15 protein-coding genes are annotated in these 14,357 nt (G+C 71.2%); 3 read left to right on the forward strand and 12 right to left on the reverse strand.

Annotation, left to right across the window (positions count from 1 at the left end):
- Positions 1 to 3: 3 nt before the first annotated feature.
- The 9 genes from OG371_RS30710 to OG371_RS30750 form a co-directional block, all read right to left on the reverse strand.
- Positions 4 to 333, reverse strand: a complete 330-nt coding sequence (locus OG371_RS30710; protein ID WP_329058927.1) for a hypothetical protein — start codon at positions 331 to 333, stop codon at positions 4 to 6.
- Between the two features lie 148 nt (positions 334 to 481).
- The gene (locus OG371_RS30715) at positions 482 to 1,333 is read right to left on the reverse strand and encodes a DUF692 domain-containing protein (protein ID WP_329073311.1); all 852 of its coding nucleotides are present in this window, start codon (positions 1,331 to 1,333) and stop codon (positions 482 to 484) included.
- 187 nt (positions 1,334 to 1,520) lie between these two features.
- Positions 1,521 to 2,444 (reverse strand): TIGR04222 domain-containing membrane protein, encoded by a 924-nt coding sequence (locus tag OG371_RS30720; RefSeq protein ID WP_329058929.1) that lies wholly within the window; start codon positions 2,442 to 2,444, stop codon positions 1,521 to 1,523.
- 87 nt (positions 2,445 to 2,531) lie between these two features.
- Entirely contained in the window at positions 2,532 to 3,476 is a 945-nt protein-coding gene (locus OG371_RS30725; protein ID WP_329058930.1) for a TIGR04222 domain-containing membrane protein, read from the reverse strand.
- 85 nt (positions 3,477 to 3,561) lie between these two features.
- Positions 3,562 to 3,996: a peptide-methionine (R)-S-oxide reductase MsrB gene (msrB, locus tag OG371_RS30730; RefSeq protein WP_329073312.1), complete on the reverse strand. Its 435-nt coding sequence runs from the start codon at positions 3,994 to 3,996 to the stop codon at positions 3,562 to 3,564.
- A 19-nt stretch (positions 3,997 to 4,015) separates the two neighbouring features.
- Entirely contained in the window at positions 4,016 to 4,339 is a 324-nt protein-coding gene (locus tag OG371_RS30735) for a hypothetical protein (protein ID WP_442876006.1), read from the reverse strand.
- A gap of 155 nt (positions 4,340 to 4,494) precedes the next feature.
- The gene (locus tag OG371_RS30740) at positions 4,495 to 4,902 is read right to left on the reverse strand and encodes a hypothetical protein (RefSeq protein WP_329058932.1); all 408 of its coding nucleotides are present in this window, start codon (positions 4,900 to 4,902) and stop codon (positions 4,495 to 4,497) included.
- 231 nt (positions 4,903 to 5,133) lie between these two features.
- Positions 5,134 to 6,858 (reverse strand): serine/threonine-protein kinase, encoded by a 1,725-nt coding sequence (locus OG371_RS30745; protein ID WP_329073313.1) that lies wholly within the window; start codon positions 6,856 to 6,858, stop codon positions 5,134 to 5,136.
- A gap of 117 nt (positions 6,859 to 6,975) precedes the next feature.
- Positions 6,976 to 7,650, reverse strand: a complete 675-nt coding sequence (locus tag OG371_RS30750) for a TVP38/TMEM64 family protein (protein ID WP_329058933.1) — start codon at positions 7,648 to 7,650, stop codon at positions 6,976 to 6,978.
- 79 nt (positions 7,651 to 7,729) lie between these two features.
- Between OG371_RS30750 and ligD the strand changes: the two genes are divergently transcribed.
- Together ligD and OG371_RS30760 are read left to right on the forward strand one after the other, a co-directional pair.
- A complete protein-coding gene (gene ligD, locus OG371_RS30755; RefSeq protein ID WP_329058934.1) occupies positions 7,730 to 8,752 on the forward strand; it encodes a non-homologous end-joining DNA ligase in 1,023 nt (340 codons plus the stop codon).
- A gap of 224 nt (positions 8,753 to 8,976) precedes the next feature.
- Positions 8,977 to 9,369, forward strand: coding sequence for a DUF6221 family protein (locus OG371_RS30760; protein ID WP_329058936.1), 393 nt, complete (start codon positions 8,977 to 8,979; stop codon positions 9,367 to 9,369).
- 107 nt (positions 9,370 to 9,476) lie between these two features.
- On the opposite strand, the gene OG371_RS30765 is transcribed toward OG371_RS30760, so the two are convergent.
- Positions 9,477 to 10,745 (reverse strand): IS110 family transposase, encoded by a 1,269-nt coding sequence (locus tag OG371_RS30765; RefSeq protein ID WP_329057553.1) that lies wholly within the window; start codon positions 10,743 to 10,745, stop codon positions 9,477 to 9,479.
- Between the two features lie 299 nt (positions 10,746 to 11,044).
- Here OG371_RS30765 and OG371_RS30770 point away from each other — a divergent pair, with 299 nt between their 5' ends.
- Positions 11,045 to 12,049, forward strand: a complete 1,005-nt coding sequence (locus OG371_RS30770) for an LLM class flavin-dependent oxidoreductase (protein ID WP_329058937.1) — start codon at positions 11,045 to 11,047, stop codon at positions 12,047 to 12,049.
- A 17-nt stretch (positions 12,050 to 12,066) separates the two neighbouring features.
- Here OG371_RS30770 and OG371_RS30775 read toward each other — a convergent pair whose 3' ends face one another.
- Both OG371_RS30775 and OG371_RS30780 read right to left on the reverse strand, forming a co-directional pair.
- Positions 12,067 to 12,699, reverse strand: a complete 633-nt coding sequence (locus OG371_RS30775) for a maleylpyruvate isomerase N-terminal domain-containing protein (protein ID WP_329058938.1) — start codon at positions 12,697 to 12,699, stop codon at positions 12,067 to 12,069.
- Between the two features lie 32 nt (positions 12,700 to 12,731).
- Entirely contained in the window at positions 12,732 to 14,348 is a 1,617-nt protein-coding gene (locus tag OG371_RS30780; protein ID WP_329058939.1) for a PucR family transcriptional regulator, read from the reverse strand.
- Between the last annotated feature and the right edge of the window lie 9 nt (positions 14,349 to 14,357).

Below are 14,357 nucleotides of genomic sequence, written 5' to 3' on the forward strand. Positions count from 1 at the left end.
TGGTCAGCGTTTCCGGCGCTGGAACCAGCGAGGTTTCGGCAGATCGCCGCGGCTGACGAGCCAGTCGGCGAACGTGTCGGCGTACTCGCGGGCCCGCGTGGTCACGGCTTTCGGGTGCTCGGCCGCGTAGGCGTCGAACAGCGGCCGGAACCGTTCGCCCAGCGCTTCGGGCAGGTCCGGCCGCAGATACGCGACGAGCCTGCGCCGCTTGGTCAGCACCACATCGGCCTCGATCCGCAGCCGCTCCGGGTCGAATCCGGACGGGGCGGGCGCGTCGGTGAGCAGCGCCTCGAGCAGCGCCGCCTGACGGGCGGCAAGGTCCTCACGGGTCATGGTGTCACCGCCGGGCGCGCGGAGGTTCGGTCTGGTGCGGGCGTGTTCATCGGTCCACCGCCAGGCGTGCTGGAGCGGGCGCGTTCACCGTTCCGCCGGCAGGCGCGTTGGAGGTGGAACCGTTCCACTGCAACGTGCGCGGGCGTGGTCACCGTTCCACCGTCGCGCGGAGGGCGGCCAGTTCGGCGGCGAGTTCGGTGTCGGTGGGGTAGTCGTCGTCGCGTTCCAGGAGGACGCCGGGCGGGTCGGTGCGGCGGCGCAGTTCGGCGAGGAGGTCGAGCACCTGCGGGAGGACCGGGTGGGCGTGGGTGTCGTGGTAGACGCCGTCGCGCTCGATGCCGCCGGCCATGTGCACGTAGGCCAGCCGTTCCCAGGGGATGCCGTCGAGGAAGGCGGCCGGGTCGGTGCCGACGTTGCGGGCGTTGGCATACAGGTTCGCGACGTCGATGATCAGCAGGCAGCCGGTGCGCTCGGTCAGCTCGGTGAGGAACTGCTCCTCGGTCAGCTCGTTCTCCGGCCATTCCAGCAGGGCCGCGATGTTCTCCAGCGCGAACGGGACGTCCACTATGGACTGGGCCAGGCGCACGTTCGCCACCAGCACGTCGAGCGCCTCGCGGGTGCGCGGCAACGGCATCAGGTGCCCGGAATCGAGCCCGCCCGCGCGGACGAAGCACACGTGGTCGCTGACCAGCGGCGCGTCAAGTGCCCGGCCCAGCTCGGCCAGATGCTCGACGCGCGCGGTGTCCAACGGCTCCGCCCCGCCCAACGAGAGCGAAACGGCGTGTGGCAGCACCGGAATTCCCTTGTCCCGCAAGGCAAGCAGGCTATCGGGCAGATGCGGTGCGTGCAGGTTCTCCGCGACCACCTCGACCCAGTCGACCCCGGGCATCCGCGCGATCGACAGATCCAGCTCGGCCCGCCACCCGATCCCGATACCGAGCCGAGTGCCCGCCGGCCTGGTGTCCGGGGCTGCCGGAGCGGTGGCTGTGGTTGCCTCCACCCGCGACGCCACGCTCGGCAGTGGAGCGGTGTCGACCTGCGCCGCAGGTCTGATCTGCCTTGCGGCGTCGGCCTGTGCCGCTGAGGTGGCAGGTGTTGCCGAGCCAGCCTGCGTTGCTGTGTCGGCTGCAGCTGAGTCAGCTTGCGTTGCCGCGCCCTTTTCCGCGGCCGGGTCCGGAATGGTCATGTCAACCGCCGCATCCGCCACCGCCGCACGAGGAGCCGCCGCCACAGGACGAGCCGCTGCTGCAAGAGGAACCGCTGCTGCAGGACGAGCCGCCGGAAGAGCCACCGCCGCCGGACCAGGCAGGGGTGGCCAGGGCGGTGCTCAGTTCCTCGTCGGGGTACATGGCGAGGCCGCCGAGGGCGACGGCCACGGCGGCGCCGGCGAACAGCGCGCCACCGTGGGCCGCTCGCGCGAGCTCCTCCGGCCGTTCCGTGGCCTGCAGCTCTGTGCGGGCCCGGATGACCAGGGCTTCGCCGGCTGACGTCAGGTGGCGGCGCTTTCGCTGGCGGGCCGAGTACGTCGCGAAGGTCAGCACCAGCGCGACGAGCAGCAGCGCGATGAGCCCGCCCATCGGACGGCCGAGGGCAGCGCCGTTCACGCACCGCACCACCCCGACCGCCAGGACCAGTGCGTACAACAGGGAGAAGGAGGTCCGAATCTTCGCCAAACCGCCCGAGGACATGAGCAGGCCACGCCGGTCCAGGTCAGCTTCGATGTCTTTCACCGCAAGGGAATCCATGGTCCGGGACCGCAGCTCGTTGATCATCAGGCTCCGGCTGGCCTCCTTCGCGGCGGCGTGGACGGCCCGCTCCAACGGCTCTGGCGGCGTCGCGCCGGCCGCGCTCAGCTGGCGGTAGCTGTTCACGCGCAGCTGGCCACGCTCGACCAGCGCCGCGATCGCCGTGTCGATGGCGCGCGCGGCGCCGCCCACGAGGTAAGCCAGCTGGTAGACGCCCGGCATCGAGCCGTCGTGCGTGGCGGGTGCCGAACGGGCCCGCGCCCGCACCATGGCGGCGACAACCAGCTGCGCGATCAGCAACAGCGCCAAAACCAGCCCGTACAGCACCAGGAACTGCGGGCCCGAGATACCCCACGGCTCACTCATCGTGTGCCCCCTCGTCGTCGGAGTTGGTGGACCCTACCGGTCCGTTACGCCTGTTCGGGTCGGCAGAACCGACGGCCCGGGTTGCGGCTAGCTGCTGCCCCCGCCGCAGCCGCCGCCCCCGCCACAGCCGGAACCGCCACCGCAGCCCGACCCGCCGCCACAGCCGGAACCGCCGCAGCTCGACCCGCCACCGCAGCTCGAGCCGCCCCAAAAAGAACCGGCGATCCACGCGACACCCGCACCGGCCGCGTAGCCGGTCTGCGTTCGGCCGCGTCGCGGGGCCGTCGACGGTACGGTGCCGCGGCTGAGCGCGACCCGGATGTCGCGGTCCGGGTAGTTGGCGATCCCGCCGAGGGCGACGGCGCCGGCCGCGCCGGTGACCAGGCTCTTGTCGGCCCAGCCGGCGGTCGCGGCGGCGCGGCCCGCTTCGGTGAGCCGCGGCCCCGTGGTGCGCGTGGCCTGCGCGACCGCGACCGCCGCCAGCACGAGCGCCACGAAGGCGGCGATCAGCAGGTAACCGGAAGCCGTCCCGCGCGCCAGGTCGATCAGGAACCAGACCAGACCGGCGGTGAACAGCGCCGACTCCACGATCAGGGCGCGCTGCCAGGCTTTCCGCACCGGCGCTTCGTCGACGAAATGCCCGTGCGAGACCAGTTCTTCCGTGAGAGCCTGCATCTCCGGGCCGCGCGACAGCTCGCCGACCACTCCGGTCACGCCGGACCGGAGGCCGATGATCGCCGCGGCCTCCTGGCCGAACGGGTCGGCGGGGGCGAGCGGGGTCAGGTGCAGCCGTCCGCCGCTGTCGATGCGGACCTGCTCACGCTCGATCATCTCGGCCACCACCGTCTGGCCGACGCGGGCCGGGCCGCCGGTCAGCATCGCGACCTGCGCGAGCGACGTGAGCCGGGGGACTTCGTGGGCTCCGCGCCAGGCCTGGCGGCTGCGGACGAAGACCCGGAGCAGCACGAAAATACCCAGCAAGATGGTTGCGCCAGCGATGATCGCGCTGTCGGTGCCCCAATTCCCGGTCATAGGTCCGCCCTCCCCAGTAGCGTGCCGTTGTCCCATTTTGCACGCTTCGGGGAGGGCGGGGAGTCTGTCCGGCCCTAAGTTTGGGTCAAGCTTGAGCCTCGGGAACCGGGACGAGCTTCATGGAGATCGAGTTGATGCAGTAGCGCTGGTCGGTCGGCGTCTCGTAGCCCTCGCCCTCGAAGACGTGCCCGAGGTGGCTGTGGCAGGAGGCGCAGAGCACCTCGATGCGGCGCATGCCCATGGCCCGGTCCTCGCGCAGCAGCACGGCGTCGGAGTCGGCCGGGTCGTAGAACGACGGCCAGCCGCAGTGGCTCTCGAACTTCGTGTCGCTGCGGAAGATCTCGGCGCCGCAGGCCCGGCACTCGTAGACCCCGGTGGTCTTGGTGTCGGTGTACTCGCCGACGAACGGCTGCTCGGTGCCGGCCTGCCGGAGCACCGCGTACTCCTCCGGGCTCAGCTCCGCGCGCCACTCCTGCTCGGACTTCACTACACGGGGGGTGGTGCCGACGACCGGTTTCATACCTTTCACCAGCCCCACGTTACCCCCGCAGGAAGGCGATCGCGTGCGTCACGATGTCCCATGCGGTGACGATCACGCCGAACACGATGAGGACCGCGATCAGCGCGGACACCCAGTACCGCAGCCCGCCGAGGCGGTTGCTGGAATCGGCGAAATCGCCCACCTGGTCCAGGCAGGCCTCCACCGTGAACGTCGGCCCGGTGCGCTCCATCCGGTCCAGATGGGCGGCGAACGCGAGGGCCTCCGGGTCATACGGGTCGAGCCCGACCAGGTCCTCGTGAAAACGGGGATTCCAGCCCGGTGGCACAGCTGCGCTCTCGGCCATGCCACCACGGTAAGCCATCGGGCCTGATCAGCACACTCCCGAAGCGGCGTGCGTCACTGGTTCGCCAGTCCCGGCGGGCCGGTGAAGGCGTCCGCCGGGACTGGCGCCGAAGCCACGATCGGAACCGCCTACAGGCGTTGTTTCGCCTACCTGCTTCTCAGGCTACCGGGCAGTTACGGGCACTGTGCTCCTACCGGCATCCCGCCGAGAGAATCCCCCTTGAGGTACACGGCGCTGATGAAATAGGATTTTACGCCGTTCAAAACTCCAGTGGAGACCCAGATGTCGTTATTCACGACTCCGTTGTCGGAAATCGGCTCACCGTGCGCCCAGCAGAATCCAAGCATGGTTGCATTAGCCGGGTAACTACCTAGCAGTTTGCTGGTGGACCATGGAGTTTGCCGGATATTGACAGCCTCGTATGTCGTGACCATCACCCCGGGCGTCCCGGCAGTCGTGTCACGTGACGCCGCCCCGGCTTGTGTGCTCACGCAGGCCGTCAGGATTGCGATTAAAAGCGCGACGGTCACTGGTCGTCTTAGTGCCGTTCCATATTTCCAGGATCTCATCTGGTTGGTCACGGGGTAAATTTACTGCGTAAAATATTCCGGCATAAGCCGTCTGGCGAGTGGCATCGCAGGGTCTCTTATCGCTGTTAGTGACGCTTTGGGGTGACGGTAGGTCCGATCGCGTGACAAGTCCGGTTCTGCTTGCCGCTCAGGGAGATTTCTGGCAATGGACAATAAGCCGACGGCTCGGACGCTGCCTGGAGTGCCCGTACCTCACGCCGAGTAGCCGTCAGGAGAGATGTCCTACTGGTTGGAATCCTGCTGGCTCTTCGTGTTCGAGTCGATGAGGAGCTGACCGCCGGAGCTGATGACCCGGAACGACCGGGCCTCACTGTGATCGGGGAAGTTGACCGTGACGGTGATGGTCACTGAGCCATCGGCGTTGTAGGCGCCGCTGGCACGCTTGCTGCTGACCGACTGGAACTTCCCCCAGTACTGGTTGAACGTGTCCTGGGTGCCGTAGACCTGCTGGGCCGCCGGGGTGAGCATCGACCATGCCGCAGCGGCCGCCTGCGGGAAGCTGTAGAAGTCGATCACCCGCTGGCCAGCGGGTGAGAACCCGATCTGGCCGCCGTCGGTCGGGGTCTGGCCGAGGCCTGCGACGGGGGGCGAGCTGGGCGGGTTGCTGACGGAGTTCGGCACTCCGGCCGAATTCGACGTCTGCGGCTGCTGCCCGGCCGGCGGTGCGCTCTTGTCGGTGCCGCTGCCGTTGCTCAGGACCAGGAAGACGACCACCGCGACGACGACCACGGCCGCCGCGCCGCCGGCCAGGATCGCGGCCTTGCGCTTGGTGTCCGCGGACATGCCGGTGCCGCCGCCGGCCGAGTAGCTCGGGGCGGCGGCTGTGGTGGCGGGGGTTCGGGGCGGTGCCGGGGGTCTGTTCTGGGCCGGCTGCGGACGCGGCGGGGTCGGGGGCGGCGTCGGCGGCGCAGCCTGGCGCGGCGGCGTCTGCGGTCCGGGGGTCTGGGGCCCGGGTGGCGCGGACGGCGAGCGCATCGGCATGAACGCCGCGGTCGGCGTGCGCGGCGGGTTCGACGGGGCCTTCTGAGCCGGGATCGGCGCCGACGCCGGGGACTTCGCCTCGGCCCGCTGCCACGGCGGGCGCGAGCCGACGCGGTCGCCCTGGTTGCCGGACAGCAGCAGCGGGGTCATCGGCGGCGTCGGCTCGCCCGCGGTCAGCGCGGCCAGGCGCTCGCGGGCCTCCGCCATGCTCGGGCGCTCGGCGGGCTCGCTGCGCAGCAGGCTCATCAGCAGCGCGGTGGCCGGGCCGGCCTGGGTCGGCGGGTTGATCTGGCCGTTCGCGGCCGCGTAGAGCAGCGCGAGCTGGTTGGTGGTGTTGCCGTACGGCGTCTGGCCTTCGATCGCCTGGTAGAGCGTGGCGCCGAGGGCGAAGACGTCGGAGCTGGGCACCGGGTCGGCGCCGCGCGCCAGCTCGGGCGCCAGGTAGGCCGGGGTGCCGCCGATCAGGCCGGTCTGGGTGAGGGTCATGTCACCCGCGGCGCGGGAGATGCCGAAGTCGGTGATCTTCGCCGTGCCGGTCTCGTCGATCAGGATGTTGCCCGGCTTGACGTCGCGGTGCACGATGCCGGCGCGGTGCGCGGCGACCAGCGCGGCCGCGACCTGCTCGCCGATCCGCGCGACCTGGCCCACCGGCAGGGTGCCCTGGTCGGCCAGCACGGCGGACAGGCTCGGCCCGTTCAGGTACTCCATCACCAGGCACGGGTCGCCGCCGTCCTCGGCGATGTCGAAGACCACGATGGCGTTCGGGTGCTGGAACCGCGCGGCGTTCTTCGCCTCGCGCATCGCCCGCTGGCGCATGTTGTCGCGCTCGGCCTCCGACACGCCCGGCTGCGGCAGGATCTGCTTGATCGCCACCGACCGTTCCAGGCGCACGTCGACGGCGCGCCACACCACTCCCATGGCACCGCTACCAATGTGCTCGACGAGGCGATAGTGCCCCGCGATCAGCTGACCGGTGTCGATGGCGACCGCTCCTGACGAAATCCCGGTGATCGTGGTCCTGCGCAGCGCGGATGGCCCTCGCGCACCCAAACGAGTGTAGCGGTCGAGCGGGCGGGGCCGCCGTCAGCCAGCTGGTGCCGGCGCCGCGGCCTCTTCCGCCTCGGGCGCCGGCGCGCGCTTCTTCAGCACCCTGACCAGGCCGATGGCGCCGGCGGCGGCGAAGACGCCGTAACAGACCAGAAGCGCGGGCGGCGTGTCGCCGGTCAGCGCGTCACCGAGGATCACCACCGCGACCGTGCCCGGCACGCTACCCAGCGCAGTTCCGACCAGATACGGGACCAGCCGCACGGACGAGACGCCGCACAGGTAGCTCAACGGCGCGAAAGGGACCACCGGGATCAGGCGCAGTGACGTGATCGCCAGCACGCCGCCGCCGGAGAGCCGCTCGTTGACCAGGCGGACCGGCGCGCGGTGCAGGTGCCGCGTGACCAGGTCCCGGCCCAGCAGCCGGGCCAGGCCGAAGGACAGCCCGGCGGCGATCGTCGTGGCCACCAGGCCGATGGCGATCCCGGCCACGGTGCCCACGAGCAGCCCGGCGGCCAGGTTGAACACCGTGCGCGGGATCGGCGCCACGGTGAGCAGCGAGTACGCCAGCAGCAGGAGCAGCGGCGTCGCCGGCCCGGTCGCCGCGGCCCAGCGCCGGAGGTCGGCCGGACCGGGGATCGGCAGGAACACCGCGGCCGCCGCGAAGAGGGCGAGCACGGTGAGCGCGAGGATCAGCTTGGTTCGGCCGGACACCCTTTCCACGGTAGGGCACCGCTGCCGCGGCAGGTCGCGAAGGCCGGGCGCCCGCCGCCGATCCCGCTACGGTGAGCCCATGCCCAAGAACGGCGATCCGGTCGAGTACCAGGTGGGGCCGCGCTCGGTCCGAGTGTCGAGCCCCGACAAGGTCTACTTCCCGCAGCGCGGCATCACCAAGCGGCAGGTGGTGGAGTACTACCTCGCCGTGGCCGACCCGTTGCTGCGCGCGATCGGGGAGCGGCCCACCACGCTGAAGCGCTATGTCGACGGCGTCGAGGGCGAGTGGTTCTACGCCAAGCGCGTGCCGAAGGGCGCGCCCGACTGGCTCGAGACGGCGCGGATCGCCTTCCCGTCCGGCCGCACGGCCGATGAGGTCTGCCCGACCGAGGCGGCGGTGTTCGCCTGGGCGGCGAACCTCGGCACGTTCGACTTCCACCCGTGGCCGGTCCGGCGGTCCGATGTGGACCATCCGGACGAACTGCGCGTGGACGTCGACCCGCCCGATTCGGCGGGGTTCGACGACGCCGTGGCCGTGGCCCGCGTCGTGCGCGAGGTGCTGGCCGACGCCGGGCTCACCGGCTACCCCAAGACCTCCGGCGGCCGCGGGGTGCACGTGCTCGTGCGGATCCGGCCGGAGTGGGACTTCATCGCGGTGCGCCACGCCGTGATCGCGCTGGCCCGCGAGGTCGAGCGGCGGGCCCCGGCGCAGGCGACCGTCTCGTGGTGGAAGGAGGAACGCGGCGGCCGCGTCTTCCTCGACTACAACCAGGCGGCGCGCGATCGCACGGTCGCCTCGACCTGGTCGGTCCGCGGCACGCCCCGCGCCACCGTCTCGACGCCGCTGACCTGGGCGATGCTGGACGACGTCCAGCCGGACGACTTCGACGTCCTGTCCGTCCCGGGCTTCTACGCCGAGCACGGCGACCTGCACGCGCCCATGGACGAAACGGCGTTCGGCCTCGAAACGCTGCTGGAGTGGTACGAACGCGACGACCGCGACCTGGGCGGCGCGGAGTTGCCCTACCCGCCGGACTATCCGAAAATGCCCGGCGAGCCCAAACGCGTGCAGCCGAGCAAGGCGCGTTCCGACCCGGAGTGACGGGTCGGACGCGGCCCGTGGTCACCCTCGGTGATCAACTGCGCCGGTGGTGCGAAATCACAACCCTCACGTCTGCATAACGTTCCCGCTGGTCAACGAATGGCGCGGGTACTGTTCTGCGGGCCCCGGGGAGGTCGGGGCCCGGTGCCGGGTGTAACGGGCTGAGGTCGGCCCGCGACCTCGGACCGGAATGCCCGGGGCAGGCTGGAGGAGGGAGGCCGTTCGTGGACGACCTGATCGCGTTCCTGGCTGCACGGGTGGGTCAGCGCCAGGCGGTGATCATGCAGGCCGTGCGCAAGGCGAAGGACGGCGAGCCGCTCAACCGCGGTGAGACGAAGGTCGCGGTGGAGCAGCGCGTGCGCGCGCTCGGCGACATCGAGATCGACGTGGTCAACCAGATGATCAACGAGGTCGAGACGACCCGCCGCATCATGCTCGCCCACCGCACCACGGTGTCCGAGAAGGTGCCCGGTTTTCCGCTCTACGGCAGCGAATACTGGTGCGAGACCTGTCACGTGCCCGCCGACGAGGCCGGCTCCAACTGGTGCCTGACGCTGCGCCTGCTCGCCCTGCCGTACGCCGATCACCCGGACTACAGCGAACGCTGGCGCCCCTAGCGGCTCGTGAGTGTTCATGCCGGTTCTGACCCGAAAATGATGGTGACCGGGCGTGCGACAGCGCCCGGCGGAGCCGGGTGGGTTGTGGGGTGTGCTGGCCGGTGTGGTCAGGCGACGGGTTCGAGGGTGACGTGGTAGCCGAGTGCTTGGAGCTGGCGGATGTGGCCGGCTTTCTGGCGTTCGGTGCCGCGTTGCCGCTGGTAGAACTCCGCCCCGAGGTCCCGGTAGCGGGCCTCGGAGTCGGACAGCAGATGCCAGACGATCACCAGGATGGATCGCCCGACCGCGACGATCGCACGGTTGGTACCCCGCCGTCTCGCGATGCGCCGGTAACGTTCTCCGAGGAAGGTGTCCGTTCTGCCGACGACGACAGCGATCTCCCCGAGTACCGAGGCGAGGTAGCGGTTGCCGTGCCCGGTCGCGGAGCGGCCCTTGCGCCGACCCGCGGATTCCGACACTCCCGGCGCGAACTTCGCCCAGGAGCTCAGGTGCGCGGGGGTGGGGAACCGGGACATGTCCACACCGATCTCGGCGATGATCACCGAGGCCGCGGTGACACCCACGCCGATGATCTCATCGAGCCGGGCCACCGCCACCGCGAAAGGGGCCAGCGCCTGCTCGACCTCGGTCTCCACCGCCGTGAGGTCGGCGTCGATGCCGTCGATCCGGCGCAGCATCGTCGCCAGCAGGAACGCGTGGTGATCGGTGAACCGGCCGGTCAGCGCTTCCTCCAGGACCGGGATCTTGCGGCGCATTCCCGCCTTCGCCAGCTGCGCCAACTGCTGCGCGTTGCGTTGCCCGTCAATCAGCTGCGCCATCATCGCCCGCCCGGACACCCCGAAAATATCCGACGCGACCACCGAGAGTTTGATGCAGGCGTCTTCGAGCAGCTTCTCCACCCGGTTCTTCTCACTCGTGCGGGCCCGGACCAGATCACAGCGATAGCGGGTCAGGTCCCGCAACCGCCGAACTTCGGGCGGAGGCACGAAACTCGGGCGCAGCATCTGCCGCTCGGCGACCTTGCACAACCACACCGCGTCCAGCCGGTCGGTCTTGGGCCGCCCCGGCAGATGCTTCACATCACGGGCGTTGACCAGCCACACCTGCCGCCCCGGCCGCTCCAGCAGATAAAACACCGGCTTCCAGTAATCCGAGGTCGCCTCCATCACCACGCGGGTGACACCCAGCTCCGCGAGCCGGTCCGAGAGCAGCAGCAACGACCGCGTCATCGTCGAATACGGCCGCACCTCCTGCAACCGCCGACCCGGATGAACCCGATCAGGCACCCGCACACAACACATCACCTCGGCCTTGCCCACATCAATCGCCGCGACCCGCTCGATGATCTCCTCATGATCCTGCGCCTCGGCCAGCATCACACCCACCTCCCAGCAGCGTCCCCGGGACAACCAACGGCTGCCCGGGGAACCACCAGGGAAACACAGAATCTGATCCGCGTGCTCGAAGCAACAGTCAAAGGCCCACCACGCAGTTCCCAGCGCCCGACTAACCGACGGCCTCCACCACAACCAAAGAACCACGACGTCAACAGGCAGCCAACCACAATTTTCAGCCCACAAAGGCACGCCCGCAAGGGCGACCCCAACTAACCGTCATGAACACTCACGAGCCCCTACGTGGGAATCCGGGCCCTCCCAACGGTGTTGAGGTCGGTGTGACGTACCGGATCTCCGTTCTCGACCGCTCGCCCGTCCGCCGTGGACGGGGCAACGGGCAGGCGCTGCGTGACACGGTCTCGTTCGCGGGGGACATCGAAGCGCTGGGGTATCACCGGTTCTGGGTTTCGGAGCACCACGGCGTGCCGGGGGTCGCCGGTTCGGCGCCGACGGTGCTGGCCGCGGCCGTCGCGTCGGCCACCGGGCGGATCCGCGTGGGCACCGGGGGAGTGATGCTGCCCAACCACCGGCCGCTGGTCGTGGCGGAGCAGTTCGGCGTGCTCGACTCCCTGTTCCCCGGCCGGATCGATCTCGGGCTGGGCCGCTCGGTCGGCTTCACCGACGGCGTCCGCCGCGCGCTCGGGCAGGGCAAAGAGGCGGCCGCCGACTTCGGGGACCAGGTGCGCGAGCTGCTCGCCTTCTTCCGCGGCGACCAGGTGGATTACCCCGGGGTGCACGCGATCCCCGCCGAGGGCCGCCGGGTGCCCGCGTTCCTGCTGGCCACCGGTTCCGGCGCCGCGCTGGCCGCAGAGCTGGGGCTGCCGCTGGTCATCGCGCCGGTCCGCGGCGAGCGCGTCCTGCTCGACGCCGTCGCCCAGTACCGCGACGAGTTCCGGCCCTCGGACCAGGCCGCGGAGCCGTATGTCGTCGTGTCGACAGCGGTGGCGGTCGCCGATTCCGCGGCGGCCGCGCGCCGGCTGCTCGTGCCGGAGGCTTGGGCCACGGTGTACTCACGCAGCCACGGCGTCTTCCCGCCGCTTTCGCCCCCGGACGAAATCCTCGCCCTGCCGATGACCGACCGCGAGCGCGCCCGCCTCGACCAGACGCTGGCCGGACAGATCGGCGGCACCCCGGACGAGGTCGCCGACCGCCTGGGTTCGCTGGTCGAGAGCGTTGGCGCGGACGAGATCCTGGTGAGTACCAGCACGTACGACCCGTCCGCGCGGGTCGACTCGTTCGGGGCGCTGGCGCAGGTGGCCGGGCTCGCTGTTCCGGCGGCGTGAACGGCCGCCACAGCTGATCAACCCAGCACCACCGGGGTGAAGCCGCCCCACGCGGCGGGCACAGGGACCCGGCCGGTGGCCACCAGCAGCGCCTCACGATCGTCCACCCCGGCCGGAAAAGCTTGTCCCGTTACCTTTTCCACCATCACCCGAGCAGCCGCGACGGTCTCCGGCGGTGGTCCGTCCACTCCGGACAGATGTCGGACCAGGTCGAGGTGGTGCATCGTCGACTCGACCACGTAGACCGACAGGTAGTCCGCCACCGTGAACACCTCGTCGCAGGTCTCGACGCGGGTGGCCGGGTCCGCGGCGGCCGCGGCGCGCCCGGCGGCGACGGCGAGGTCGTCGAAGTGGTGGGTGAGGCCGGCCGGGGTGCCGTACGCGGCCGCGCTCCGGCGGACGAACGTCGCTTCCGGGTCGGTGCCCGTCGGCGGCTCGGACGGCTGCCAGTACGTCACCGCGTCGCGGGTCGCGGGCGCTTCGGTGGTCGAGGCGAGCGTGATCAGGATGTCCTGCGCGTCGATGACCAGGTGGAACACCAGGTCCTGGACGAGCCAGCCGGTGCAGCCCGACGGCGTGACCCACTGGCCGTCCTCGAGCGCGTGGACGGCTTCCTGGAGAGCGCCCCAAGCACGCGGGAAAAGATCCACGGCGGCAGCCTATCGAGCGCGGGCAAGTGTTTTCACAGCCGAAGCTGCAGCTCCGTGAGCAGCCGCTGGGCGGGGTCGGCCAGGCTGATGCCGGAGACCTCGGCGGCCCGGCGGACGCGGTACCGCACGGTGTTCGGGTGGATGTTCAGCGCGCGCGCCGCCGCGCGGACGTCGCCGAACGCGTCCAGGTAGGCCAGCACGGCGGGGACCAGGATGCCGCCGTGCTCGGCGTCGTGCGCGATCAGCTCGGCCAGCCGCGGGTCGCGGATGCGCGGCTGGTCCGCGAGGTAGGCGAGGACTTCCGACAGCAGCACGTCGGCGCGCACGTCGGCCAGTGAGGCGACCGGCTCCGGCCAGCGGCCGCGCGCCATCGTCGCCAGCACGCGGTCCGCGTCGCCGCGGGAGGCCGCCGCGTCGGACAGCCGGGGCACCACCCCGCCCAGCGCCGCGCGCACCGGCACGTCGAGGTGCCGCCGCGCCGTCGCGACGATCTCCCTGGCCAGCGCCAGCACGGCCGCGTCCGGGTGCTCGGGCAGATCGGGCAGCAGCGCGTAGACGCGGCCGCCGAGCACGCTGACCAGCGCGGTCCGCCGGTACGCCGCGGTGTGCACCGCGATCAGGTGCACCAGCTCGGCGCGGCGCAGCTGCCGGCCGGACGCCGCCGCCCCCGGCGAGGACAGCGCGAACGCCAGCACCTGCGCCGGACGGGCCGGGTCCGCGCCGATCTCGCCGGCCACGGATTCGGCGTCCACGCGGCCGTCGAGCAGCCCGGCCAGCAGGTCTTCACGCAGGCGAAGCTCGGGGCTGGGCTGGGTCCGCGCGCGGATCAGCTGCGGCGCCAGCGAACGGCTCGCGCCGAGCAGCGCGACCTCGGCCTGCTCGGTCAGCGGCGTCGCGCCCTCCTGCACCCAGATCGTGCCGAGCGGCTGAGAACCGGCGTGGATGCCGGCCGCGATGCGCCGCCGGATGCCCAGCTCGGGCCGCTCGTCGATGCGCACGATCCCCTCGCCCGCGCGTAACCGCTGGTAGACGCCCCATTCGCGCAGCATCGCCAGGTACCGCTCCGGCCCCTCGCGGCCGAGGATCGACAGCCGGCGCAGCTCGTCGACCTCGTCGGAGGAACGCGAGTAGGCCAGCACGCGGCTGGCCGTGTCCTCGATGCTGACCAGCCCGCCGGTGAGCGTCGCGACGGTCTGGGCCAGCGCGAACAGATCGCCCAGCACCTCGCCGCTCTGGGCCTCGCCGCCGGCGCGCGCCGCGTCGACGACCCCGCGGGCCAGCGCTTCCACCTGTTCCCAGCGCGCTTCGGCGCCGACGGTGAGCAGCGCGACGCCCGCGTCGGCCGCGATTTCCGTGCCGCCTTCGCCCTTCACCGCCACTGCCGCCGCGCCACCGCGTCCGGCCGCCCGGATCGCCGCGGCCGCCGCCCGGCCGCGCGCGCCGATCACCAGCACCAGGTCGCCGGGGTGGGCCTCGGGCGGGTCCTCCGGGTCGAGGATCACCACGTCCTCGACCGGCACGGCCAGCCCGCGCGGCGCCACGAGCACCCGGACGAGTGGTTCACCGAGCGTCGCGAGCACGTGCCGCAGCGACGTCCCGGGCACGACCTCGGGAACCACCGGAGCCTTTGGCTGATCGGACAACCTCACCTTGGTGAT

Source organism: Amycolatopsis sp. NBC_01480 (assembly GCF_036227205.1).
Lineage (GTDB): Bacteria > Actinomycetota > Actinomycetes > Mycobacteriales > Pseudonocardiaceae > Amycolatopsis.